The organism is Mycolicibacterium novocastrense, from assembly GCF_001499835.1.
GTDB lineage: Bacteria > Actinomycetota > Actinomycetes > Mycobacteriales > Mycobacteriaceae > Mycobacterium > Mycobacterium novocastrense.
This window is the reverse complement of the sequence record NZ_LQIH01000023.1, coordinates 270166-291871: the sequence shown is the minus strand read 5'-3', so window position 1 is coordinate 291871 and position 21706 is coordinate 270166. Positions and strand designations below refer to the sequence as shown.

The following is a 21706-nucleotide window of genomic DNA, read 5'->3' as shown; positions in this document are numbered from 1 at the left end:
GTTTTGCTCACGGCTCGCGCTCTTCCATCTCGACCGCCCTCTTCATCGCTTCGCGCGCCCGGCTGCGGTCACCGGCGTAGTCGTAGGCACGCGCCAGTCGATACCACCGTCGCCAGTTCTGCGGGTCGTTTTCCAGCTCCGCACGCACGGTGACGAACAGCGCGTCGGCGGCCTGACGCTGGATTCGCCCCGACGGCATCCGGGGCAGCGCGCTGACGTCGAGCTCCATCCCCTCGTCGTGGACGATCCGCGCGAGCCGCTGATGGGCCAGGCCCGCGCGCAGCGTGCTGAGCATCGCCCACAGCCCGATCAGCGGGAGCACCATCAGCGCCAGCCCCAAGCCCACGGCCGCGGGCTCCCCGGTCGTGACGAATGCCATCGCCAGGCGCCCGAGCAGCACGAAGTACACGACCAGCGCGACACACATGAAGCCGATCAGCAGTTGGATGCGCAGGACGCGGCCGCCGTCGGCCATCAGAGGTCGAGGAGCGGCTCGATACCCACGGTGAGCCCCGGCCGTTCGGCCACCCTGCGCACCGCCAGCAGGACTCCGGGCACGAAGGAGGTCCGGTCCAGGCTGTCGTGCCGGATGGTCAGCGTCTCCCCTTGTGTGCCGAACAGCACCTCCTGATGGGCGACCAGCCCCGCCAGGCGCACCGAATGAACCGGAACACCGTCGACGTCGGCGCCCCGCGCACCGTCGAGACCCGTGCTGGTGGCATCGGGGTTGGGCGGCATGCCTTTTCGCGCCTCGGCGATGAGTCGCGCGGTGCGCGCCGCGGTACCGGACGGGGCGTCGGCCTTGTGCGGATGGTGCAGTTCGATGACTTCGACCGATTCGAAATGTCGCGCGGCCTGCTGTGCGAAATGCATTGACAGCACCGCGCCGATCGCGAAGTTCGGCGCGATCAGGACCGCCGCGTCCGGTTTGGTGTCCAGCCATCCCCGGACCGTGGCCAGCCGCTCGTCGGTGAACCCGGTGGTGCCGACGACGGCGTGTATCCCGTTCTCGATGAGGAACTCGAGGTTGTCCATCACGACGTCGGGATGGGTGAAGTCGATGACGACCTCGGTCTGGCTGTCGGTCAGCAGGCTCAACGGATCCCCCGCGTCGACTCCCGCGGTGAAGGTCAGGTCTTCGGCGGCTTGCACGGCCTCGACCATCGTCGCGCCGACCTTGCCCTCTGCGCCCAGCACTCCGACTCGCATGGCGTCACCTTATCCACCCGGGGTCGACGCTGATCGAAGCGACCGGATCGCCGCATTCGGCGGCAATGCCGCGGGAAAGCGGGTAACCATTCATGACAGCACACCGGAACGACAGCAGATGGAGTTCGAAGTGACGGATATGAGTGGACGGCCCGAGCAGCAGGTGGGTGACCAGCGGCCCGCTCGCCAGGTCATCGCGACGTTCGACAACTATGCCGACGCGCAACGGCTGGTGGACCGCATGTCCGACGGTGGCTTCCCCGTCGAGCACGTGCGCATCATCGGCGACGACCTGCGCACGGTCGAGCGCATCACGGGACGTATGACCAAGGGACGGGCGGCGTTCGCCGGCGCGGCCAGCGGCGCCTGGTTCGGGTTGTTCATCGGCTTGCTCTTCGCCATTTTCACCGTGGGGCCGGTGTGGATCGTGACGATGCTGATCGCATTGGCGATCGGGGCGTTCTGGGGTGCGGTTTTCGGGTTCGTCGCGCATGTGGCGACCCGAGGCGAACGGGACTTCTCCAGCGTCGAGTCACTCGAAGCCCGCCGGTACGAGGTGTGCGTGCCGCCTCAGTATGCCGCCGAGGCTTCGCGCTATACCCAAACCGCCTGAGCGGCAACGCTTCCGCGGCTACAGTGGTGACGCCCCCCGCAGGTGTTCGAAGATCAGCGACGTCTGCGTACCGGCCACGTCAGCGTCGGCGTTGAGGTTCTCCACCACGAACGACCGCAGGTCGTCGGTGTCACGCGCGGCGACGTGGAGGATGAAGTCGTCGGCACCCGCGAGAAAGTACACGTCCATCACCTGCGGTCTGCGCCGGATCTGCTGAATGAAGCTGTGGATCCTGCCGCGAGCGCTGGACTGCAGGCTCACCGAGATCATCGCCTGTAGCGGCAGACCGATGGCGCCCGGATCGATGTCGGTGTAGAAACCGCGGATCACCCCCGCCTCCTGAAGGCGCCGCACCCTGCCATGGCATGTCGACGGCGCAATCCCGACCGCCTCGGCAAGTGCGCTGTTCGGCATGCGCGCGTCGCGGTGTAGCGCGGTGAGAATCCGGCGGTCGACGTCATCGAGGGGAACCGGGCGAACATCCTTCGGGTCCGCACCGCCTGAAGTACGTGCCAATGAAGATACTTCGCCCATAGGGCGAATATACAGAATTTCGAGCACAGCAATTGCTGATCACACGAAGCTTCTTCACACTGAGTACACATTCAGCAGAGGAGCGGTCATGCGTGTCGGCATCCCGACCGAGATCAAGAACAACGAGTTCCGGGTCGCGATCACCCCGGCCGGCGTCGCCGAGCTCGTGCACCGCGGTCACGAGGTGATCATCCAGTCGGGTGCGGGTGAGGGTTCGGCGATCTCGGACGCCGACTTCAAACGCGCGGGCGCCCAGCTCATCAACGGCGCCGACGAGGTATGGGCCCAGGCCGACCTCCTGCTCAAGGTCAAGGAGCCGATCGGAGCCGAATACGAGCGCATGCGCCGTGGTCAGACGCTGTTCACCTACCTGCATCTGGCGGCATCGCGGCCGTGCACCGAAGCCCTGCTGGTTTCCGGGACGACGTCGATCGCCTACGAAACCGTTCAGGCCGCCGACGGCGCCCTTCCGCTGCTGGCCCCCATGAGCGAGGTTGCCGGGCGGTTGGCGGCCCAGGTCGGGGCCTACCACCTGATGCGCAGCCACGGAGGCCGCGGTGTCCTGATGGGCGGCGTGCCGGGCGTGGCTCCCGCCGACGTCGTCGTGATCGGCGGCGGCACCGCCGGCGCCAACGCCGCGCGGGTCGCCACGGGCATGGGCGCACACGTCACCGTGTTCGACGTCAGTCTCACCAAGCTGCGCGCCGTGGACGCGGAGTTCGGCGGCCGCGTCCAGACGCGCTACTCGTCGATCCTGGAGCTCGAGGACGCGGTGAAGGACGCCGACCTCGTCATCGGCGCGGTCCTGGTGCCGGGCGCCAAAGCCCCCAAACTGGTCTCGAATTCGACTGTGGCGCACATGAAGCCCGGTGCGGTGCTGGTCGACATCGCCATCGACCAGGGTGGGTGCTTCGAGGATTCGCGTCCGACCACGCACGACGACCCGACGTACGCCGTACACGACACGATCTTCTACTGCGTCGCCAACATGCCCGGCGCCGTGCCCCGCACGTCGACCTTCGGGCTGACCAACGCCACCATGCCGTACGTGCTCAAGCTGGCCGAGCTGGGCTGGCGGGCGGCGTGCCGGGCCGACGCCTCGCTCGCCAGCGGCTTGTCCACACACGACGGCGCCCTGCTGGCCGAACAGGTCGCCGACGACCTCGACCTCCCATATACGGATCCGTCGCCAATGCTGGGCTGACGCCGAACTCCGCGTGTTTGCCCGGCACCCTTAAACGTGCCGGTGCAAAAAGATAGGGATTCGCCCGATTCCTCCGTCGCGCTCCATGCCATACGGTTTAGTCCAGCGGCTGGCGCTCAGTGCAGGGGGGCCAAGAGCGTGGGGGGACAGCCGCTGACAAGCCAGCTGGACCCGGCCCCGAGGGGTGGCCGGGCTAAGCTGCTGCCCTCGCCATCATCCGGCCAGGAGTTCGGCCACCAGCGCAGCAGCCACTTCACCGACCAACTGGCGGTCGTTCGGGGCGTCGGGGTCGTTTGCCGCGGTCCTGGTCATGATCGCCAGCAGAAGTCGCTCGCCGGCCGGGCCGTACGCGATACCGACGTCGTTCGTGCTCGCGTAGTCACCACTGCCGGTCTTGTCGGCCGTCGCCCAGCCCGGTGGCAGGACGGGTCGCACGCTGGACGTCTGATTGGTCCGCATCCAGTCCTCGAGTTGCCGGCGTTGCGGCTCGGCGAGCACATTGCCGGTGAGTATCGACCGGTAGCCCGCCCCGATGGCCTCGGGCGTCGTGGTGTCGCGCGGGTCTGCCGGCACCGCCGCGTTGAGCTCGATCTCCCAGCGGTCGAGCCGGGACCGTTGGTCGCCGATGCTGCGGGCGAAATCGGTCACGCCGGACGGACCGCCAATGACCCGTAACAGCCAGTTGGCCGCGGCGTTGTCGCTTCGCTGCAGGGCGGCCTGACACAACTGCGCCAACGTCATCGTCTGCCCGACGTGCGCCTCGGTCACCGGCGAGTTGGGCACGATATCGCCCGGTTCGATGGTGACGCGATCGGTGAGCGCGAGCTCACCGCGCTCGGCCTTCTGCAGCACCCGCGCCGCGGCGTAGGTCTTGAACGTCGAGCACATCGCGAACGGGTCCTGCGCTCGGTGTGCGATGGTGCGCCCGGTGCCGAGATCAGTTGCGAACACCCCGATCAACGCGTTCTGGCGGCGTTCCATCTCGCCGAGTCGATCCTCGACCGGCTGCCCGGGACGGTCAGGGTCGGCCATGACGGCCTTGTGCGGCGATGCGGCCAGCGCCGCCAGTGTCAATCCACCGATCAGAACGTGACGCCGTGGCACCTCTGTCATGGGTCCCCAGCGTAGGTGATCAGCCGGCGATGGCCCGAAGCGGCTGAGGCAGTGACCGTTTCGACCGAACCGGACCGAGCACAGCACCGCCGTAGGGCCGCCGCAAAAGCCGGCGCGCGACGGAATTGACCTCGTCGAGCGTCACGGCCTCGATCTTCGCCAACGTCTCGTCGATCGTTCGGTGTTCGCCGAAATGCAGTTCGCTGCGTCCGATGCGGTTCATCCGCGATCCCGAATCCTCGAGTCCTAGCACCAGTCCGCCGCGCAGGGAGCCCTTCGCGATGCGGCACTCGTCTTCGGTGATCCCGTCACGCGCCACCGCCTCGAGCACATCGGTGGTCACGCGGGCGACCTCGTCGAAGCGGTCCGGCAGGCAACCCGCGTAAACCGACAGAGCTCCGCTGTCGGAGAAGGTGTCGACCGTCGAGTACACCGAGTACGCCAATCCGCGCGCCTCTCGAATCTCCTGAAACAACCGCGAACTCAGGCCGCCGCCGAGCGCCGTGTTCAGCACCGACAGCGCCCAGCGGTGTTCCCAGTGCCGTCCGGGCGTGCGCACACCCAGCGTCAGGTGCGTCTGCTCGGAGTCCCGGCTGACCAGCTCCAGACTCGGGCGCCCGCCGACCCGGCCGATGCCCTTGCGCGGTGGCACCGGTGTGCGGCCCCGCACCAGTCGCGCGCCGAAGTACTCGCGCGCCAGCGACACCACGTCGTCGTGATCGACGTTGCCCGCCACCGCGAGCACCATTCGCTCGGGGGTGTAGCGGCGGACGTGGAAGGAGTGCAGTTGGGCGCGTGTCATCGAGGAGATCGAATCCACGCTGCCGATCACCGGGCGCCCGACCGGGTGCGAGCCGAACATCGCGGCGAGAAACACGTCGCCGAGAGTGTCCTCGGGATCGTCGTCGCGCATCGCGATCTCCTCGAGCACGACGTCGCGTTCGACCTCGACGTCCTGGGCCGCGCACTGTCCGCGCAACACGACATCGGCGACGAGGTCGACGGCCAACTCCAGATCGGAGTCGAGCACATGCGCGTAGTAGCAGGTGTGCTCGCGGGCGGTGAAGGCGTTCAACTCACCCCCGACCGCGTCGACGGCCTGCGCGATGCCCACCGCCGACCGGGTGGGCGTCGCCTTGAACAGCAAGTGCTCGAGGAAGTGGGCCGCGCCCGCAACGCTCGGCCCCTCGTCGCGCGAACCGACGTCGACCCACAGCCCGACCGACGCCGAATGCACCGACGGGATGTACTCGGTGACCACACGCAGGCCACCGGGTAGCACCGTGCGACGCACTGCCTCCGACGATCTGTCGCCACGTCCGGTGTGGCGCAACGCCCTAACTGCTGGCCGCTGCGGCATCTGCCGGTGCGGTCTCCGAGTCGGGGGCTTCCTCATCGACCAGGATCAGCGAGATCTTGCCGCGGTTGTCGATGTCGGCGATCTCCACACGCAGCTTGTCGCCGACTTTGACGACATCCTCGACCTTGGCGATCCGCTTGCCACGTCCCAGCTTCGAGATGTGGACCAGCCCGTCGCGACCCGGAAGCAGCGACACGAAGGCACCGAAATCCGTTGTCTTGACGATGGTTCCGAGGAATCGCTCGCCGACCTTGGGCAGCTGCGGATTGGCGATCGCGTTGATGCGGTCGATCGCGGCCTGCGCCGACGGTCCGTCGGTGGCGCCGACGAAGACCGTGCCGTCGTCCTCGATGGAGATCGACGCGCCGGTCTCCTCGGTGATCTGGTTGATGATCTTGCCTTTCGGGCCGATCACCTCGCCGATCTTGTCCACCGGCACCTTGATCGTGGTGATCCGCGGCGCATACGGGCTCATCTCGTCGGGGCCGTCGATCGCCTCGGCCATCACCTCGAGGATCGTCAGCCGGGCATCCTTGGCCTGCGACAGCGCGCCCGCCAGCACCTGCGACGGGATGCCGTCGAGCTTGGTGTCCAGCTGCAGCGCGGTGACGAACTCCTTGGTGCCCGCGACCTTGAAGTCCATGTCGCCGAACGCATCCTCGGCACCGAGGATGTCGGTGAGCGCGACGAACCGGCGCTCGGTCTTACCGTCTACTTCGATGTCGTCGGACACCAGGCCCATCGCGATGCCCGCGACCGGAGCCTTCAGCGGCACACCGGCGTTGAGCAGCGCCAGCGTCGAGGCGCACACCGAACCCATCGAGGTGGAACCGTTGGAGCTCAACGCCTCCGACACCTGACGGATCGCGTACGGGAACTCCTCGATGCTGGGCAGCACCGGCATCAGCGCGCGCTCCGCCAGCGCACCGTGGCCGATCTCGCGGCGCTTCGGCGAACCGACACGGCCGGTCTCACCGGTCGAGTACGGCGGGAAGTTGTAGTGGTGCATGTAGCGCTTACTGGTCTCGGGCCCCAGCGAGTCGATCTGCTGGGCCATCTTGATCATGTCGAGGGTGGTGATGCCCAGGATCTGGGTCTCGCCACGCTCGAACAGCGCGCTGCCGTGCGCCCGCGGGACGACTGCGACTTCGGCGCTCAGCGCGCGGATGTCGGTGATGCCGCGGCCGTCGATACGGAAGTGATCGGTCAGAATGCGTTGCCGAACAAGCTTCTTGGTCAGCGACCGGAATGCGGCGCCGACCTCCTTCTCGCGGCCCGCGTACTGCTCGGCCAGCCGCTCGAGCACCTCGGCCTTGATCTCGTCGGTGCGGTCGTTGCGCTCGGCCTTACCGGCGATCGTCAGCGCCTCCGACAACGCGTCGGTGGCCACCGAGGCAACGGCGTAGTAGACGTCTTCGCCGTACTCCGGGAACACCGGGTAGTCCGCGGTCGGCTTGGCGGCGCTCTCGGCCAGCTCCTGCTGGGCTGCGCACAGGCTCGCGATGAACGGTTTGGCGGCCTCCAGGCCTTCGGCCACGACGGCCTCGGTGGGCGCCTGCGCACCGCCGGCGACCAACTCGATGACATTGTCGGTGGCCTCGGCCTCGACCATCATGATCGCCACGTCACCGCCCTCGATGACCCGACCGGCGACCACCATGTCGAACACCGCCCGCTCGAGCTGCTCGACGGTCGGGAAGGCCACCCAGGTCCCGTCGATCAGCGCGACACGCACGCCGCCGACCGGGCCCGAGAACGGTAGGCCGGCGATCTGTGTGGACGCCGACGCGGCGTTGATCGCGACCACGTCGTAGAGATCCTTGGGATCCAGGCTCAAGACGGTGACCACGACCTGGATCTCGTTGCGCAAGCCGTCGACGAACGTCGGCCGCAGCGGACGGTCGATCAGCCGACAGGTCAGGATCGCGTCGGTCGACGGGCGGCCTTCGCGGCGGAAGAACGAGCCGGGGATGCGACCCGCGGCGTACATGCGCTCTTCGACGTCGATGGTCAACGGGAAGAAGTCGAAATGGTCCTTGGGGTTCTTGCTGGCCGAGGTCGCCGAAAGCAACATCGTCTCGTCATCGAGATAGGCGACGACGGCGCCGGCGGCCTGCTGGGCCAGCCGGCCGGTCTCGAAACGGATGGTGCGGGTGCCGAAGCTCCCGTTGTCGATCACGGCGGTCGCTTCGTACACGCCGTCTTCAATTTCAACTACAGACATAGGTGTCCGTATGGCCTCTCTGGTTCAGTGTCTCCACTGTTTAGCTGTTTTCGCGTCGTCACAGCGCTTGAACCACGGGCCTCGATGCGGCTACGGCCATCGATCGAAGCTGCCGGCAGTTCTTCCGGCAGCCACTACCGAAGACCGCGCGATCGAGCAGGTCCTGGTTATGACACGCGGGAACGATGCTCGCGGAGCTGCGAAAATCGCACCCAGGTCGTTCGCGCCGAAGTAGCAGTCGAACGAGGCCATCGTACTCTGCGGGGAGTATCCGGCCGAATCCCTGCGCGCGTTCACGCGCCGGTACGAGGTCAGCGACGCAGGCCGAGTCGTTCGATCAGCGTGCGGTACCGCTGGACGTCGACCTGGGCCACGTACTTGAGCAGCCGGCGCCTGCGACCGACGAGCAGCAGCAGACCGCGCCGCGAGTGGTGATCGTGCTTGTGCACCTTCAGGTGCTCGGTGAGGTCGGTGATCCGCTTGGTCAGCAGCGCGACCTGCGCCTCTGGCGAACCGGTATCGGTGTCATGCAGGCCGTACTCGGAAAGGACCGACTTTTTCTCTTCGGCGGTGAGCGCCACGAAACAACTCCATCTTTTCAGTCCGCGGGAAGGGGCGTGAGCCCGGGAGGCGCGGCCGCCGCGAACTGCAGCGCACGCCCGGTCGGCAGGCAGTCTAGCAGCGGCGGGTGTACAGCACGAAATCCGCCGAGCGCTCATCTACATACGCTGGTTGGCCCGCTGTCCTGGGGTTTTGCGTTCGGGACTGAGCGCTCGGCGTCAGCGGGTCAGGATCGCGCGGGCGTGTTCGGTGTCGCGGCCCATCTGCTCCACCAGGTCGTCGACGTTGGCGAACTTCTCCTGGCCGCGCAGCCTGGCCACGAAGTCGACGGCGACATGCTGGCCGTACAGGTCGGCCGTGGTGTCGAGCACGAACGCCTCCACGGTGCGGGTGCGCCCGGAGAACGTCGGATTGGTCCCCACCGACACCGCGGCCTGGTACCGCTCGCCCGGGATCACGCTGCCCGCGACCGGTCCATGACCCAGCACGGTGAACCACGCCGCATAGACGCCGTCGGCGGGTATCGCCGAATACATGGGCGGCGCCACGTTGGCGGTCGGAAAACCCAGCACCTTGCCGCGTCCGTCGCCGCGGACCACGACGCCCTCCACGCGATGGGGGCGCCCCAACGCCTCGGCGGCGGCGACGACATCGCCCGCGTCGACGCAGGACCGGATGTAGGTCGAGGAGAACGTGACGGCCTCGTCCCGGGCGGTGTCGGCCACCCCAAGAGCCTCGGAAACCAGGGTCATGCTCTCCACGGCGAAGCCGAAGCGCTCGCCGGCCTGGCGCAACAAGTGGACATCGCCCGCCGCCTTCTTGCCGAAGGTGAAGTTCTCCCCCACGACGACCTCGACCACGTGCAGGCGCTCGACCAGGAGTTCATGGATGTAGCGCTCCGGGGTCAGCTTCATGAAGTCGGCGGTGAACGGCATCACCAGGAAGACGTCGACGCCGAGTTCCTCGACCAGTTCGGCGCGCCGGGTCAGCGTGGTCAGCTGGGCGGGATGACTGCCCGGGAAGACGACCTCCATCGGATGGGGATCGAAAGTCATCAGCACGGTGGGCACCCCACGCGACCGGCCGGCCTTGACCGCGTGGTTGATCAGCTCCTGGTGTCCGCGATGCACACCGTCGAAGACCCCGATGGTGACCACACATCGGCCCCAGTCCGTCGGGATCTCGTCTTGTCCCCGCCAGCGCTGCACGAGGGCAAGCCTACGGCGCGTCCGAGGTTCGCCGCGTCGCCGGATCCCCCGGATGAGGTGAGTATTGCCTAAACTTTCTCAATGTGAATCCTGCCGGCGATGCGCGTGACCTGACGACGGTTGCCCAGGACTACCTGAAAGTCATCTGGACCGTCCAGGAGTGGTCGCAGGAGAAGGTGAGCACCAAACTGTTGGCCGAGCGGCTCGGGGTGTCGGCCAGCACCGCCTCGGAGTCGATCCGCAAGCTCGCCGACCAGGGCCTGGTCGACCACGAGAAGTACGGCGCGGTGACGCTGACCGAGGCCGGCCGGGCCGCGGCCCTGGCGATGGTGCGCAGACATCGGCTGATGGAGACGTTCCTGGTTCGCGAGCTGGGCTACAGCTGGGACGAGGTGCACGACGAGGCCGAGGTGCTCGAGCACGCGGTGTCGGACCGGATGCTCGACCGCATCGACGCCAAGCTCGGGCACCCGACCCGCGATCCGCACGGCGATCCGATCCCGGCCGCCGACGGACGCGTGCCCACCCCGGACGCACGCCAGTTGTCGGCCTGCCACGACGGCGACCGCGGCACCATCGCGCGCATCTCCGACGCCGATCCGGAGATGCTCCGGTACTTCGACAGTGTCGGCATCAGTCTGGACTCACGGCTTCGCGTGGTGGCCCGGCGCGACTTCGCCGGCATGATCTCGGTGGCCATCGAGTCGGCAGACGGCGACGACACCACCGTCGACTTGGGAAGCCCGGCCGCAGAAGCCATCTGGGTGGTAGCGAGCTAGCTCGTTTGCGAACCCCTGGTTTGTGAACCCCTGGTTTCTGAACCCCTGGTTTGTGAATCTCCGTCGGGCTGCCGAACGCCGGGCTGGCGACCACTTCGTCGAGTGCCCGCCTATCAGCGAATTATTCGCTGCCAGCGAATAATTCGCTGTGAGGCGGGCACCTTCGCGAATGGTGGGCAGCGAGAAACCGGCCGTCGGATTTGCGCCATCGCCTCACATTTCAGCGGGGTGCCCGTCAGCGTCGTTCCAGGGCAGCGGGCTGCTCCTCGGACATCTTGAGCCCAGAAGCCCGCACGAGCACCGCCAGCACGATCGCGACCAACAGCAGCGCGGGCACATCGCCCAGCAGATGCCCGGTCTGGTGTTCACCGCGCACCGACTGCACCGCCATGATGACGGCGTGGACGACGCTGGACCACACCGTGAACCAGATCAGGCTCAGATGAGCGCGTGGGTTTCGCGCCGCCCACACCAGGAACACGCCCAGCGTTGCGTAGAGGCCGACGATCATCATGAAGTAGTCGGAGTGGTGCGGTGGTCCCGGATGCCACTCCCATCCTGACGGCCACACGGCGGCAAGCGGATACAGGCAGAGGGCGACCACGCCGAACACGCCCAATGCGATCTGAAGAGCCTTGTACGCAGACGCCATTGTCGGCTCCCATCTCTAGGAGGGCGTCAGTATGCGCCCGGATGCGCCGGCCTACAAGGTCGCGGGACGCAACACGACGACCGACTTCGTGCGAGCGGACCTGTCTTCCAGCAGCGCGACGACCTGCCCGTCCTGAGCCGTAGCGGCGTAGATTCCCTCGATGCCCGCCGGTTTGAGCGGTCGGCCGTGACGCACGTCCTCGGCCTCGTCGGCGGTCAGGTCCCGCCGCGGAAACGTCAGAAGACACGCGGCGTCCAGGGTGTACGACAGCCGTGGTGTTTCGGCGAGCTCGTCCAGCGAGCGCGCCTCGGTCAGCCCGAAGCCGCCGACTCTGGTGCGTCGTAACGCCGTGAGATGCCCACCGACCCCCAGCGTGGCCCCGATGTCGCGGGCCAAAGCACGGATGTAGGTGCCGCTCGAGCACTCCACTTCGACATCGACGTCGATGACGCCGGCTTCGTGCCGTGCCTCGAGTACCGCGAAACGGTCGATCCGCACGCGGCGGGGTGCCAACTCGACGGTTTGCCCTTCGCGCGCGAGTTTGTAGGCGCGTTGTCCGCCGATTTTGATCGCGCTCACCGCTGACGGGATCTGGTCGATCTCACCCCGCAGGTCGGCGACCGCGCGGTCGATGTCCTCGTCGGTGACGTGGCCGGCCGAAACCTCGTGCAGCACCTCGCCTTCGGCGTCATCGGTGGAGGTGGTCTGGCCGAGGCGGATGGTCGCGCGGTACGCCTTGTCCGTCGCCGTCAGCAGTCCGAGGATCTTGGTGGCGCGCTCGATGCCGACGACCAGAACACCGGTCGCCATCGGGTCAAGGGTCCCGGCGTGTCCGACCTTGCGGGTGCCGAAGAACCGACGGCAGCGGCCGACGACGTCGTGACTCGTCATGCCCGCGGGTTTGTCGACGATGACCAGCCCCGCCTCGGTCATAGCACGATCGCGGTCAACGCCAGACCGTCGCGGACCGACCACCGGCCGGTCAGGGTTTCCAGTGGCGGTCCGTGCATCGCCGCCGGGTCGATGAGGATTCGCGAGACGAAACCACCGGAGGTGCCGCCGTCGTCGACGTCGAAGACGATGTGCGCGTCCTCGAAACCCAGCCACCGGTGAGTCACCGGGAACCACGCCTTGTAGGTTGCCTCTTTGGCGCAGAACAGGATTCGGTCCCAGTGCAGCCCTTCGGGCAGCTGCCGCAGTTCGGCTCGCTCGGCGGGCAGGCTGATCGCGTCGAGCACACCGTCGGGCAGCACACCGTGCGGTTCGGCGTCGATACCCAGCGACCGCACCTCGGCCCGCCGGCCGACCACTGCGCCCCGGTAGCCCTCACAGTGCGTCAGCGAACCGACGACACCGTCGGGCCAGCACGGTTCGCCCTTCTCCCCCTTCAGAATCGGCACAGGCCCGACACCGATCTCGGCAAGCGCCAACCGCGCGCAGTACCGCACGGTGACGAACTCGTTGCGTCGCTTGGCGACCGACCTGGCGACCAGTGACTCCTCCTCGGGCAGCGGCGCGAGGTCCGGCGGATCACGGTAGACCTCGGCTGCGGCCAGCCCTGGTGCCGTCGGCAGCACACCGGACAGCAGCGAAGCGGCGACCGTCATCGCGAGACCTGCCTGTCGCGGATCCGTTGCTGCATCTTCTGGGCGTTCTCCCGCATCTCCTGGGTGATGTGGAAGTGGCCGCCGAACTCGTTGAGGTACCCGGGCGGATACTGCGGATCCGGAAGGATCTGGCGCATCCAGCGGTATGGCTTGCGGCGCCGCCACTCTCGCGGGTAACCGACCGACACCTCCTCGAACCGCACACCGTCGTACCACGTCGTGCGCGGAATGTGCAGGTGCCCGTAGACCGAGCACACCGCGTTGTAGCGGGTGTGCCAGTCGGCGGTGGCGGTGGTGCCGCACCACAGCGAGAACTCCGGATAGAACATCGCGTCGCAGGGTTCGCGAACCATCGGGAAGTGGTTGACCAGCACTGTCGGCGTCATCCAGTCGAGGTCCTCGAGCCGTTTGCGGGTGTAGGCCACCCGATCGCGGCACCACGCGTCGCGGGTGGCGTAGGGCTCGGCGGATAGCAGGAACTCGTCGGTGCCGACGACGTTGCGCTCGCGCGCGATGGCCAGTCCCTCCGCCTTGGTGGCCGCGCCCGCCGGCAGGAAGGTGTAGTCGTACAGCAGGAACATCGGCACGATCGTGGCCGGGCCGCCCTCCTCGGTCCACACCGGGAACGGGTGCTCGGGCGTGATGATGCCCATCTCGTCGCACATGTTGACCAGGTAGTCGTAGCGGGCCTTGCCGAAGATCTGCATCGGGTCGCGGTTCGTGGTCCACAGCTCGTGGTTGCCCGGAATCCAGATCACCTTGGCGAACCGTTTGCGCAACAGGTCCAGGGCCCACCGGATCTCGTCGGTGCGTTCGGCGACGTCGCCGGCGACGATGAGCCAGTCGTCGGGCGAGGCCGGGTGCAGCGACTCCGTCACGGGTTTGTTGCCTGTGTGACCCGTGTGCAGGTCGCTGATCGCCCAGAGGGTGGGTCGTCGGCCGTCGCGTGTCACAACTGACCAGGGTACTTAACCGGATGCACGTGGTTCGCCCGGCAACTAGAACAGGTTCTTGTTTCCTCTTCGGGCGGTGGGAGCGGCCCGCTACACTCCCCGCAGGGTCGGACTGCCGAAACGAAGGGGTGACATGCTCACCAAGCTGCGCTTGGTCTCGGCGCTGTGCGCACTGATCGCTGCGGTGATGGTGGTGTGGCAGGCCAACCCCGCAGGTGCCCCGCGGGTGACAGCAGACGACATCCCGATGACGAATGTCACGACGTCGATCAAGTGGCCGGTGATCGAGACGACTGACCCGTCACCGTTCAACCCGTGCAAGCAGATCCCGCTCGAGGCGGTGCAGGCGATCGGCCTGACCTTCACCCCGCCGACGCCGGAGGACCAGCTGCGGTGCCGCTACGACGCGGGCAACTATCAGCTGGCCGTGGAGGCGATCGTCTGGCGCACCTATGAGCAGACGCTGCCCGTCGACGCGGTCCAGCTCGACATCGACGGGCATCGCGCCGCGCAGTACTGGGTGATGAAGCCGACCGACTGGAACAACCGCTGGTGGATCACCTGCATGATCGCCTTCGACACCAGCTACGGCGTCCTGCAGCAGTCGCTGTTCTACTCGCCGATCTACTCCGAACCCGACCCCGACTGCATGCAGACCAACCTGCAACGCGCGCACGAGCTGATCCCGCACTACGTGTTCTGATCGGCCGTTGGCTCGATGCGGTCCATCGGGCTCGACCGCTCCAGCATCCCGATCGTCTCCTCGCCGTCCCAGCGGTAGCGCACACCGGCCTGCTGCAGGGCAGGAAACGTCCAGTTCGCCATCTTTGCCAGTTGTTCGGCGGGGATCGCGGCGGGATCGGCGATGTCGTGTGTGGACAGCACGGTCTCCCCCTCGATGCGCACGGTTCCGCGAGCCGTCTCGAGCACCATCGACACGTCCTCCCCACGCGGTTGCAGTCGGCGCAGCCACGGGGCCTCGACGACGCGGGCGGGGATCAGCGCTGCCGAGTCCCCGAGGTACAGATACCCCTCGTTGTAGTTCGGCTGACCGCCGGGCCGCGGCGGGTAGGCGATGTAGCCGAACGCACGTCCGCTGTCGAACAGCGCCGACTGCCAGCAGTGTCCCCAGAACCCCTCCAGCCGACGGACACCCTGCCGACGGATGCGCAGCCCGGTACCCGTGAGCGGCTGCCGACGACCCGCCACCTCCACGGCACCGTCGGCGCGGAACAACTGTTCGTAACGGGCGCCACCCATCAATTCGCCGACCACCGTGGTCTGCAGCTGATCGGCGGCGTCCGCGCGCATCGCGCCCTGGCTCCAGGGCGGCACCGCCATCGTCGCTTCGACCTCGAACCGCACGTCGACCAGCGGGCCGCTCTTGTCACCGGCGGCCAGCGCCTCCGAGGACGTCTCGACCGCGCGGCCGTCGAACGCCACCGTCCACGTGTCGAACGGCGCCACGCACTCGAACGTCAGCGGCCCCGCCCCGAGCACCGTGGGTTTGCCGTCGCGGCCCCGCACCGGCTTACTCTTTCCGTCGTCGCGTAACCGGTAGACGCGTCCGTCGGCGAACGCCAGGTTGACCTGTAGTCCGTGGGCGCCCCAGTTGGACGCGACCGCCTCGATGCCGATTCTGGGCAGGCCGACCTCACCGCTTTCGTCGAACACCCAGAAGCTGACCGAATCCCGCATCTCGGGGTCCTGCGGCCGCTCGTCGAACATGTACTCGCGGGCCGGGTCGATGCCGCCGGTCACGTCGGGGGTCATGGCGCACTTTCCTTCTGCCGTTCCGGACGCCGAGAGTCACCGGCGTAAGCGTCTACGTAGGCGGCGAACAACGGTCGAATCACGTTGTCGTCCAGGCCGAACGCCTGTGGGTCAGCCTTGGGGTGCGGCTCACGCTTTTCGGCGTTCTCGGCCCACCACGTCCGCATATGCGCCTCGAACCGGTCGGTCACACCCTCGCCGAGCCAGCTGTACAGCCGCTTGACCTCACCGATCGGATCGTCCTGCATGGCACGAAAGTCGATGTCGTAGAACCGATCCGCGGCCTTCTCGCGGAACGCCATCACCCGCGCGATGCCCGTCGACCACTGGGTGACGTTGAGCTCACCGAGATAACGCCGGTCGAGGTGGTCGGTGAAGCCGCCGACGATGTCGGCGTAGACGTCGACGACCGACAACAGCACGTCGGCCGGATCGCGGTGTGTCATGACGAAGCGGGCGTCAGGGAACACGCGGACGAGATAGTCCAGCGAAAGCACGTGTGCCGGTGACTTGAGCCGCCACGGGCGGGTCGGTTCCCCCCACTGCAGCAACTTGAGCACCCGTCGTTCGTAGCGGTAGGTCGACGTGAAATCAGCTGCGTCACAGAGCCATTGAGAGTAGCTGGGAATCTGCGCGTAGGCCTGGAAGATCTGGGATTTGAAGTCGAGCGCCATCAGGTCCAGGCATTCCATCGGGCCGCGGACGTCAGTGGGCACGTGGTGGCGAGTGCCGACGAGGACGGGCCGCTGATCCGGCGGAATGCGGGGGTCGTCGCCGCGCACGGTCGACGGTGGAGGGCACGGCTGCGCGGACTCCCAGCTGCGCAGGTAACGGACATCGGGATCCTGGGCGAGCAGAAACGACAGCGCGGTCGACCCCGTCCGCGGCAGTCCCAGCCCGAACAGCGGCGAGCGGATCTGCTCGTCGTCGATGCCGGGATGGCGTCGGTACCAATCCTCCACCAAGAGCCGCTGAGACAGGTGCAGCCTGATGCGGTCGTAGACAAAGTGCTCGCCGCGCGCGTTGAGCCGAGCTTCGTCGCGCAGGGCACGGACGAGGATCTCCAGGCCCTCCCGGAACGAGTCCTCACCGAAGTCGTCGAGCCCGGTGCGTTCGACGGCCGCGGCCATCAGCTCCTCGACAGATGCCACGCTGCACCTCCCACCGACCCGCCAACGTTCATCACCGCTCGATATCCCGGTGACTCTTCGCGCGGTGATCAACGTTCGGCAGGATTGTGAATTGGTGACAGTACACTGTCATCACTATGGCCGGCTCGTCAACACGTGCGTACGACAACAGCGTCCGCAGACGCAAGGCCGCCCACACTCGTGAGCGCATCGTCGTCGCGGGCAGTGAATTGGTGCACGAGTTCGAGAGTTGGGACTGGCGCGAGCTGACGTTCAGGGCCGTCGCCGCGCGGGCCGGGGTCGGCGAGCGGACCGTGTACCGGCATTTCCCGACCGAACGCCATCTGCACGATGCGGTGATGCAGCGCCTTGAGGACGAGGCCGGCGTGTCCTATGACGACGTCACGTTGGCGAACCTGAGCGAGGTGACGGCGCGGGTTTTCGCGTCGCTGCAACGCTTCTCGGTCGAGCGCAGCGCACCGTCGCCGGCGGACCCCGCGTTCGTCAGCTCCGACGTCCGCCGCCGCGACGCGCTGCAGCGAGCAGTCATCGAGGCCTCACCGCAACTTCCCGATGAGCAGCGGCGCGCGATCGCGGGTCTGCTCGACGTGTTGTGGAGCCCGGCCACCTACGAGCGTCTGGTCGCGGTGTGGGGCCTCGACGGCCACGCGGCGACCGAGGCGATCGACTGGTTGATGGCCCAGGTGACACGGGCGATCGACGGCGGCGGCATCGGTTCTGCGTAGCCTCGTGAGGTGACCGCTTCCACCGTCGCCGCCCCGCCGGCAGCCCGTTCGAAGGTCAAGCAGCTCACCGGACGCACCGTGTCACGCCTGCTGCGGCTGCCGCCGCACACCACCGACTTCACGGTCGACAAGGTCCGCGTTCCCATGCGAGACGGCATCGAGCTGCGCGCCGACCACTATGCGCCCACCACCGCGGACCCGGCGGGCACGCTGCTGGTGCGCTGCCCCTACGGCCGAGACTTCCCCTTCGCCGCCCTCTACGCACGTGTCTATGCCGCACGCGGATATCACGTGGTCCTGCAGAGCGTGCGCGGCACCTACGGCTCCGGCGGCGACTTCGACCCGATGGTCAACGAGATCGCCGACGGCGCCGACACCGTCGAGTGGCTGCGCAACCAGGATTGGTTCACCGGCTCGTTCGCCACGATCGGGCTGTCGTATCTCGGTTTCACCCAGTGGGCGCTGCTCACCGACCCGCCACCGGAGATGAAGGCAGCGGTGATCACCGTCGGCCCGCACGACGTCAGCGGGCCGCGGTGGGGCCGCGGTTCCTTCGCGCTGAGCGACTTCCTCGGCTGGAGCCATCTGGTGGCCTATCAGGAGGATCGGAACCGGGCGCGGGCGCTGGTGCGACAGCTGCGGTCGCGGCGTCGACTCGCCCGGGCGGTGAAGCGGCTGCCCGCCGGGGAGGCGGGCCGCGCGCTGCTGGGCTCGGGTGCGCCGTGGTGGGAATCCTGGCTCGATCACCCCGATGCCGACGACCCCTTCTGGACCGCTCTGAACCTGCGTCGCGCCCTGGACAGCGCCGACGTGCCGGTGCTGCTGATCAGCGGCTGGCAGGACCTGTTCCTGGAGCAGACGATGGCCCAGTATCGGCGGCTGCGCGAGCGCGGAGTCGAGGTCGGGTTGACCGTGGGCCCGTGGACCCACACCCAGCTATTGACCAAGGCCACGCGGACCGCCATCCGCGACACGCTCGACTGGTTGGGCGCTCACCTCACCGGCGTCGAGAGCACGCGGCGCCAGCCGGTGCGGATCTTCGTCAACGGAAGCGGCTGGATCGACCTGCCCGACTGGCCGCCGCCCATGCCCGAGGTGGTGCGCTACCTGCAACCGGGTGGCCGCCTGGGCGACGCCGTCCCGCCCGAGACCGCGGCTCCGTCGACGTTCACCTACAACCCGGCGAATCCGACGCCGACCGTGGGCGGCCGCCTGCTGTCGCCGGAAGGCGGATATCGCAAGGACACCAGCCTGGCTCAGCGTGCCGACGTGTTGAGCTTCACCGGTGACCGCCTTCCCGCCGACAAGTACGTCGTGGGGGTGCCGGTCGTGGAGCTGTCGCACTCGTGCGACAACCCGTACAACGATCTGTTCGTCCGCGTGAGCGAGGTGGACGCCAAGGGACGCTCACGCAATGTGAGCGACGGCTACATCAGCGCCGCACCGGATTCCGGTCAGGTGCGCATCGAACTCGATCCGATCGCGCACCGCTTCCGTGCGGGGTCACGGATCCGGGTGATCGTGGCGGGCGGTTCGCACCCCCGGTTCGCCCGCAACCTCGGTACCGGTGAACCGCTCGGTACGGGCAGAACCCTCGCGCCGGCCACGCACACGGTGCATCTCGGCGACGGTGCGTCGCGGCTGGTGCTACCCGCCGGACCGCAGCCGCCCGCGGGCTGAGGCGCGGGTCGGCGTGGGTCACCCCACCGAGCGGCGCACGCTCTCGGCGATCTCGTGCAGCGTGGCGTCGTCGTGCACCGGGGGTGCCGATTCGGGGTCCACCGGCAGCTGAACCCAACTGGTGCAACCCGCGTACTCGGGGGTGCGTTCGAGTCGCAGCGGTCTCACCACGGGGGCGGCCTGGACGACGAGCGCGGTGAGCCGATGCTTGGGGCGGAAATCGAGTCGGTCGGCGCGGACCGATGCGTCGGTCCAGATATGCAGGGGCGCAATCTCTTCGAGCGCCTCCGGCCGGTTGACCTCGATCGCGGCGACGACGCGGGCACCGGCGCGGACCACCACGGCGTCCTGCGTGCTGTCCGCGGTCGCCACGTCGAGCAGATCGCGGTGCTCGGGGCGCACCCGCTCGGCGTGGCTGTGCGCGACGGTCGGAAACAGCAGGAAGCGCGACGCCGTGACCGCGAACCGCTTTTCGTGGATACCGCCCTTGCGCAGCAGCACGGTCTGCCTGCCGTCCAACAGCGCACGTATCGCGGCGCTCCACTCTTTGAGCGCGGGCTGCGTCAGCGTCGTCGTCATCGGACTATGTCGCGGCCGCCGCTTTGGCGCTTATACGGGCCCGGACCTCGGGTCGGCGCAGCGGCGGCACCGTCTTGGGTGGCTGGCGCCGGGGCGGCAGGGACGCGAGCAGCCGAACGGTGGTGGCGGTGACCTCCGCGACGGCGGCCTCGAAGGCGTTGGTGTTGGCCGCGGTCGGCCGGGTGATGCCGCTGACCTTGCGAATGTACTGGCGCGCGGCGGCTTCGATCTCCTCGCCGGTGGCCGCCGGCTCGAGCCCGCGTAGCTCGGTGATGTTTCGGCACATGGCTCCACGATAGGTTCGTCGGGTGACTGACGACATCCTGCTCATCGAAACCCAAGATCGCGTGCGCACGCTCACCCTGAACCGGCCGCAGTCGCGCAACGCGCTGTCGGCCGAACTGCGCAGGCGGTTCTACCGCGCCCTGGGCGAGGCGCAGGCCGACGACGATGTCGACGTCGTGATCGTCACCGGCGCCGACCCGGTGTTCTGCGCGGGTCTGGACCTCAAGGAGCTGGGCGACACCACCGAGCTGCCCGACATCTCGCCGAAGTGGCCGCCGATGACCAAGCCGGTGATCGGCGCGATCAACGGCGCAGCGGTGACGGGTGGCCTCGAAATCGCGCTGTACTGCGATGTGCTGATCGCCTCCGAACAGGCGCGGTTCGCCGATACACATGCCCGGGTGGGGCTGTTGCCGACATGGGGGCTGTCGGTGCGGTTGCCGCAGAAGGTCGGCGTCGGCATGGCCCGTCGCATGAGCTTGACCGGTGACTATCTGTCGGCGGCCGACGCGTTGCGGGCCGGCCTGGTCACCGAAGTGGTCCCCCACGATCAGCTCTTGCCCGCGGCCCGCCAGATCGCGGCGTCGATCGTCGGCAACAACCAGAAGGCCGTGCGCGCTCTGCTCGCGTCGTATCACCGCATCGACGAAGCTCAGACCAACGAGGGACTGTGGATCGAGGCCGCCTCGGCGCGCGAATGGATGCGCACGACCAGCGGGGACGACATCGCCGCCAGCCGGGCCGGCGTCTTCGAGCGAGGCCGCGCCCAGGTCCGCTGACCTCCGGCAATGCGCGAGCGGGCGTGTTTGCACAAGACACGCCGCGGATTTACAGCAGTTTGCGCACCCTCATAGGCTGCGAGCGTGAACGAAGCGCACGAATACTGCGGCAGCGAGGAATGGCGACAGCTGATCCGCGAGGTGATTCTGCCGTGGGCGCTGGGCGAGATCGACCTCGGCGACGACGTGCTCGAGGTCGGACCTGGCTACGGCGCGACCACCGACGTGTTGAGCGAATCGCCGGGCCGGCTGACGTCGGTGGAGATCGACGACGAACTCGCGGCGATGCTGACCGCTCGCTTCGCCGATGTGCCGACCGTCGAGATCGTGCGCGGCGACGCGACGGCTCTGTCCTACGACGACGACCGCTTCACCGGCGCAGCATGTTTCACGATGCTGCACCATGTCCCCACCGCCGAACTCCAAGACCGGCTGTTCGCCGAGGTCGCCCGCGTACTGCGGCCCGGCGCGGCACTGGTGGCCAGCGACAGCCTCGGCAGCGACGAGTTGGCCGTCGCGCACGAAGGCGACACGTATAACCCCGGTCGACCCCGCGACACTGCCGATTCGGTTGGCGGCGGCGGGGTTTGACGATGTACGGGCGAAGACGACGGAGTTCGGCTGGGCCGCGATCGCGCGGGCCCGCGCTTAGCGCGGACGCTGACGCCCCGCGAGCGGCCACGTTCTGCCAATTCTTTGCGGCGTGTCCTGTACAGA

The 21706-nt window shown here is 67.8% G+C and carries 23 protein-coding genes and 1 pseudogene; 8 read left to right on the top strand and 16 right to left on the bottom strand.

Features of this window, described 5'->3' with window-relative positions; all coding sequences use genetic code 11:
- Positions 1–7: 7 nt before the first annotated feature.
- Together AU072_RS17800 and dapB are read right to left on the bottom strand one after the other, a co-directional pair.
- The gene (locus AU072_RS17800; RefSeq protein ID WP_064414995.1) at positions 8–475 is read right to left on the bottom strand and encodes a hypothetical protein; all 468 of its coding nucleotides are present in this window, start codon (positions 473–475) and stop codon (positions 8–10) included.
- The gene (dapB, locus tag AU072_RS17795) at positions 475–1209 is read right to left on the bottom strand and encodes a 4-hydroxy-tetrahydrodipicolinate reductase (RefSeq protein WP_064414994.1); all 735 of its coding nucleotides are present in this window, start codon (positions 1207–1209) and stop codon (positions 475–477) included. The genes AU072_RS17800 and dapB overlap by 1 nt, the downstream gene beginning before the upstream one ends.
- Between dapB and AU072_RS17790 the strand changes: the two genes are divergently transcribed.
- Positions 1208–1822, top strand: coding sequence for a YflT domain-containing protein (locus tag AU072_RS17790; RefSeq protein ID WP_235629776.1), 615 nt, complete (start codon positions 1208–1210; stop codon positions 1820–1822). The genes dapB and AU072_RS17790 overlap by 2 nt on opposite strands.
- Positions 1823–1840: 18 nt before the next feature.
- Here the strand turns inward: AU072_RS17790 and AU072_RS17785 are convergent, their stop codons facing one another.
- A complete protein-coding gene (locus AU072_RS17785) occupies positions 1841–2356 on the bottom strand; it encodes an HTH-type transcriptional regulator AldR (RefSeq protein ID WP_064414993.1) in 516 nt (171 codons plus the stop codon).
- Positions 2357–2444: 88 nt separating this feature from the next.
- On the opposite strand from AU072_RS17785, the gene ald reads away from it, so the two are divergent.
- Positions 2445–3560, top strand: coding sequence for an alanine dehydrogenase (gene ald, locus AU072_RS17780; protein ID WP_064414992.1), 1116 nt, complete (start codon positions 2445–2447; stop codon positions 3558–3560).
- A 213-nt stretch (positions 3561–3773) separates the two neighbouring features.
- Here the strand turns inward: ald and bla are convergent, their stop codons facing one another.
- The 5 genes from bla to AU072_RS17755 form a co-directional block, all read right to left on the bottom strand.
- Complete coding sequence (bla, locus tag AU072_RS17775; protein ID WP_064414991.1) at positions 3774–4673, bottom strand: class A beta-lactamase; 900 nt, start codon at positions 4671–4673, stop codon at positions 3774–3776.
- A 19-nt stretch (positions 4674–4692) separates the two neighbouring features.
- Complete coding sequence (locus tag AU072_RS17770; protein ID WP_082680625.1) at positions 4693–6033, bottom strand: M16 family metallopeptidase; 1341 nt, start codon at positions 6031–6033, stop codon at positions 4693–4695.
- On the bottom strand, positions 6011–8257 hold the full coding sequence (locus AU072_RS17765; RefSeq protein WP_064414989.1) for a polyribonucleotide nucleotidyltransferase: 2247 nt from the start codon (positions 8255–8257) through the stop codon (positions 6011–6013). Before AU072_RS17765 ends, AU072_RS17770 begins: the two co-directional genes overlap by 23 nt.
- 311 nt (positions 8258–8568) lie before the next feature.
- Positions 8569–8838, bottom strand: coding sequence for a 30S ribosomal protein S15 (gene rpsO, locus AU072_RS17760; RefSeq protein ID WP_064414988.1), 270 nt, complete (start codon positions 8836–8838; stop codon positions 8569–8571).
- Between the two features lie 198 nt (positions 8839–9036).
- Positions 9037–10026 (bottom strand): bifunctional riboflavin kinase/FAD synthetase, encoded by a 990-nt coding sequence (locus tag AU072_RS17755; protein ID WP_064414987.1) that lies wholly within the window; start codon positions 10024–10026, stop codon positions 9037–9039.
- Between the two features lie 83 nt (positions 10027–10109).
- On the opposite strand from AU072_RS17755, the gene mntR reads away from it, so the two are divergent.
- Positions 10110–10805, top strand: a complete 696-nt coding sequence (gene mntR, locus AU072_RS17750) for a manganese-binding transcriptional regulator MntR (RefSeq protein WP_064349740.1) — start codon at positions 10110–10112, stop codon at positions 10803–10805.
- Positions 10806–11040: 235 nt separating this feature from the next.
- On the opposite strand, the gene AU072_RS17745 is transcribed toward mntR, so the two are convergent.
- The 4 genes from AU072_RS17745 to AU072_RS17730 are packed head-to-tail and all read right to left on the bottom strand — an operon-like array spanning position 11041 to position 14017.
- Positions 11041–11457 carry a DUF6632 domain-containing protein gene (locus AU072_RS17745; RefSeq protein ID WP_064414986.1) on the bottom strand — a complete coding sequence of 139 codons (417 nt, stop codon included), beginning with the start codon at positions 11455–11457 and terminating at the stop codon, positions 11041–11043.
- A 51-nt stretch (positions 11458–11508) separates the two neighbouring features.
- Entirely contained in the window at positions 11509–12390 is an 882-nt protein-coding gene (gene truB, locus AU072_RS17740) for a tRNA pseudouridine(55) synthase TruB (RefSeq protein ID WP_064414985.1), read from the bottom strand.
- Positions 12387–13064: a 4'-phosphopantetheinyl transferase PptT gene (pptT, locus tag AU072_RS17735; protein ID WP_064414984.1), complete on the bottom strand. Its 678-nt coding sequence runs from the start codon at positions 13062–13064 to the stop codon at positions 12387–12389. The genes truB and pptT overlap by 4 nt, the downstream gene beginning before the upstream one ends.
- Complete coding sequence (locus AU072_RS17730) at positions 13061–14017, bottom strand: ACP phosphodiesterase PptH (RefSeq protein WP_064414983.1); 957 nt, start codon at positions 14015–14017, stop codon at positions 13061–13063. Before AU072_RS17730 ends, pptT begins: the two co-directional genes overlap by 4 nt.
- A gap of 133 nt (positions 14018–14150) precedes the next feature.
- Between AU072_RS17730 and AU072_RS17725 the strand changes: the two genes are divergently transcribed.
- Positions 14151–14720, top strand: coding sequence for a DUF3558 domain-containing protein (locus tag AU072_RS17725; RefSeq protein ID WP_064414982.1), 570 nt, complete (start codon positions 14151–14153; stop codon positions 14718–14720).
- Here the strand turns inward: AU072_RS17725 and AU072_RS17720 are convergent.
- Both AU072_RS17720 and AU072_RS17715 read right to left on the bottom strand, forming a co-directional pair.
- On the bottom strand, positions 14708–15790 hold the full coding sequence (locus AU072_RS17720) for a DUF7064 domain-containing protein (protein WP_064414981.1): 1083 nt from the start codon (positions 15788–15790) through the stop codon (positions 14708–14710). The genes AU072_RS17725 and AU072_RS17720 overlap by 13 nt on opposite strands.
- Entirely contained in the window at positions 15787–16941 is a 1155-nt protein-coding gene (locus AU072_RS17715; protein ID WP_064414980.1) for a sulfotransferase family protein, read from the bottom strand. Before AU072_RS17715 ends, AU072_RS17720 begins: the two co-directional genes overlap by 4 nt.
- Before the next feature lie 116 nt (positions 16942–17057).
- Between AU072_RS17715 and AU072_RS17710 the strand changes: the two genes are divergently transcribed.
- Entirely contained in the window at positions 17058–17666 is a 609-nt protein-coding gene (locus AU072_RS17710; RefSeq protein WP_064414979.1) for a TetR/AcrR family transcriptional regulator, read from the top strand.
- 9 nt (positions 17667–17675) lie between these two features.
- Complete coding sequence (locus AU072_RS17705) at positions 17676–19346, top strand: CocE/NonD family hydrolase (protein WP_064414978.1); 1671 nt, start codon at positions 17676–17678, stop codon at positions 19344–19346.
- Positions 19347–19364: 18 nt separating this feature from the next.
- Here AU072_RS17705 and AU072_RS17700 read toward each other — a convergent pair whose 3' ends face one another.
- Positions 19365–19925, bottom strand: coding sequence for a DUF1802 family protein (locus AU072_RS17700; protein ID WP_064414977.1), 561 nt, complete (start codon positions 19923–19925; stop codon positions 19365–19367).
- A 4-nt stretch (positions 19926–19929) separates the two neighbouring features.
- Positions 19930–20211, bottom strand: coding sequence for a DUF2277 domain-containing protein (locus tag AU072_RS17695; RefSeq protein WP_064414976.1), 282 nt, complete (start codon positions 20209–20211; stop codon positions 19930–19932).
- 22 nt (positions 20212–20233) lie between these two features.
- Between AU072_RS17695 and AU072_RS17690 the strand changes: the two genes are divergently transcribed.
- Positions 20234–20989: an enoyl-CoA hydratase gene (locus AU072_RS17690; RefSeq protein ID WP_064414975.1), complete on the top strand. Its 756-nt coding sequence runs from the start codon at positions 20234–20236 to the stop codon at positions 20987–20989.
- 84 nt (positions 20990–21073) lie between these two features.
- A pseudogene (locus AU072_RS17685) lies at positions 21074–21641 on the top strand (class I SAM-dependent methyltransferase).
- Positions 21642–21706 lie beyond the last annotated feature (65 nt).

Excerpts from the sequence above, each read along its gene's own strand:
- AU072_RS17725 (WP_064414982.1), top strand. The coding sequence starts at position 14,151 with ATGCTCACCAAGCTGCGCTTGGTCTCGGCGCTGTGCGCACTGATCGCT.
- ald (WP_064414992.1), top strand. The coding sequence starts at position 2,445 with ATGCGTGTCGGCATCCCGACCGAGATCAAGAACAACGAGTTCCGGGTC.
- AU072_RS17700 (WP_064414977.1), bottom strand. The coding sequence starts at position 19,925 with ATGACGACGACGCTGACGCAGCCCGCGCTCAAAGAGTGGAGCGCCGCG.
- AU072_RS17800 (WP_064414995.1), bottom strand. The coding sequence starts at position 475 with ATGGCCGACGGCGGCCGCGTCCTGCGCATCCAACTGCTGATCGGCTTC.
- pptT (WP_064414984.1), bottom strand. The coding sequence starts at position 13,064 with ATGACGGTCGCCGCTTCGCTGCTGTCCGGTGTGCTGCCGACGGCACCA.
- AU072_RS17785 (WP_064414993.1), bottom strand. The coding sequence starts at position 2,356 with ATGGGCGAAGTATCTTCATTGGCACGTACTTCAGGCGGTGCGGACCCG.
- AU072_RS17745 (WP_064414986.1), bottom strand. The coding sequence starts at position 11,457 with ATGGCGTCTGCGTACAAGGCTCTTCAGATCGCATTGGGCGTGTTCGGC.
- AU072_RS17720 (WP_064414981.1), bottom strand. The coding sequence starts at position 15,790 with ATGACCCCCGACGTGACCGGCGGCATCGACCCGGCCCGCGAGTACATG.
- bla (WP_064414991.1), bottom strand. The coding sequence starts at position 4,673 with ATGACAGAGGTGCCACGGCGTCACGTTCTGATCGGTGGATTGACACTG.
- AU072_RS17765 (WP_064414989.1), bottom strand. The coding sequence starts at position 8,257 with ATGTCTGTAGTTGAAATTGAAGACGGCGTGTACGAAGCGACCGCCGTG.
- AU072_RS17710 (WP_064414979.1), top strand. The coding sequence starts at position 17,058 with ATGGCCGGCTCGTCAACACGTGCGTACGACAACAGCGTCCGCAGACGC.
- AU072_RS17695 (WP_064414976.1), bottom strand. The coding sequence starts at position 20,211 with ATGTGCCGAAACATCACCGAGCTACGCGGGCTCGAGCCGGCGGCCACC.
- truB (WP_064414985.1), bottom strand. The coding sequence starts at position 12,390 with ATGACCGAGGCGGGGCTGGTCATCGTCGACAAACCCGCGGGCATGACG.
- AU072_RS17770 (WP_082680625.1), bottom strand. The coding sequence starts at position 6,033 with ATGCCGCAGCGGCCAGCAGTTAGGGCGTTGCGCCACACCGGACGTGGC.
- AU072_RS17790 (WP_235629776.1), top strand. The coding sequence starts at position 1,208 with ATGGCGTCACCTTATCCACCCGGGGTCGACGCTGATCGAAGCGACCGG.
- dapB (WP_064414994.1), bottom strand. The coding sequence starts at position 1,209 with ATGCGAGTCGGAGTGCTGGGCGCAGAGGGCAAGGTCGGCGCGACGATG.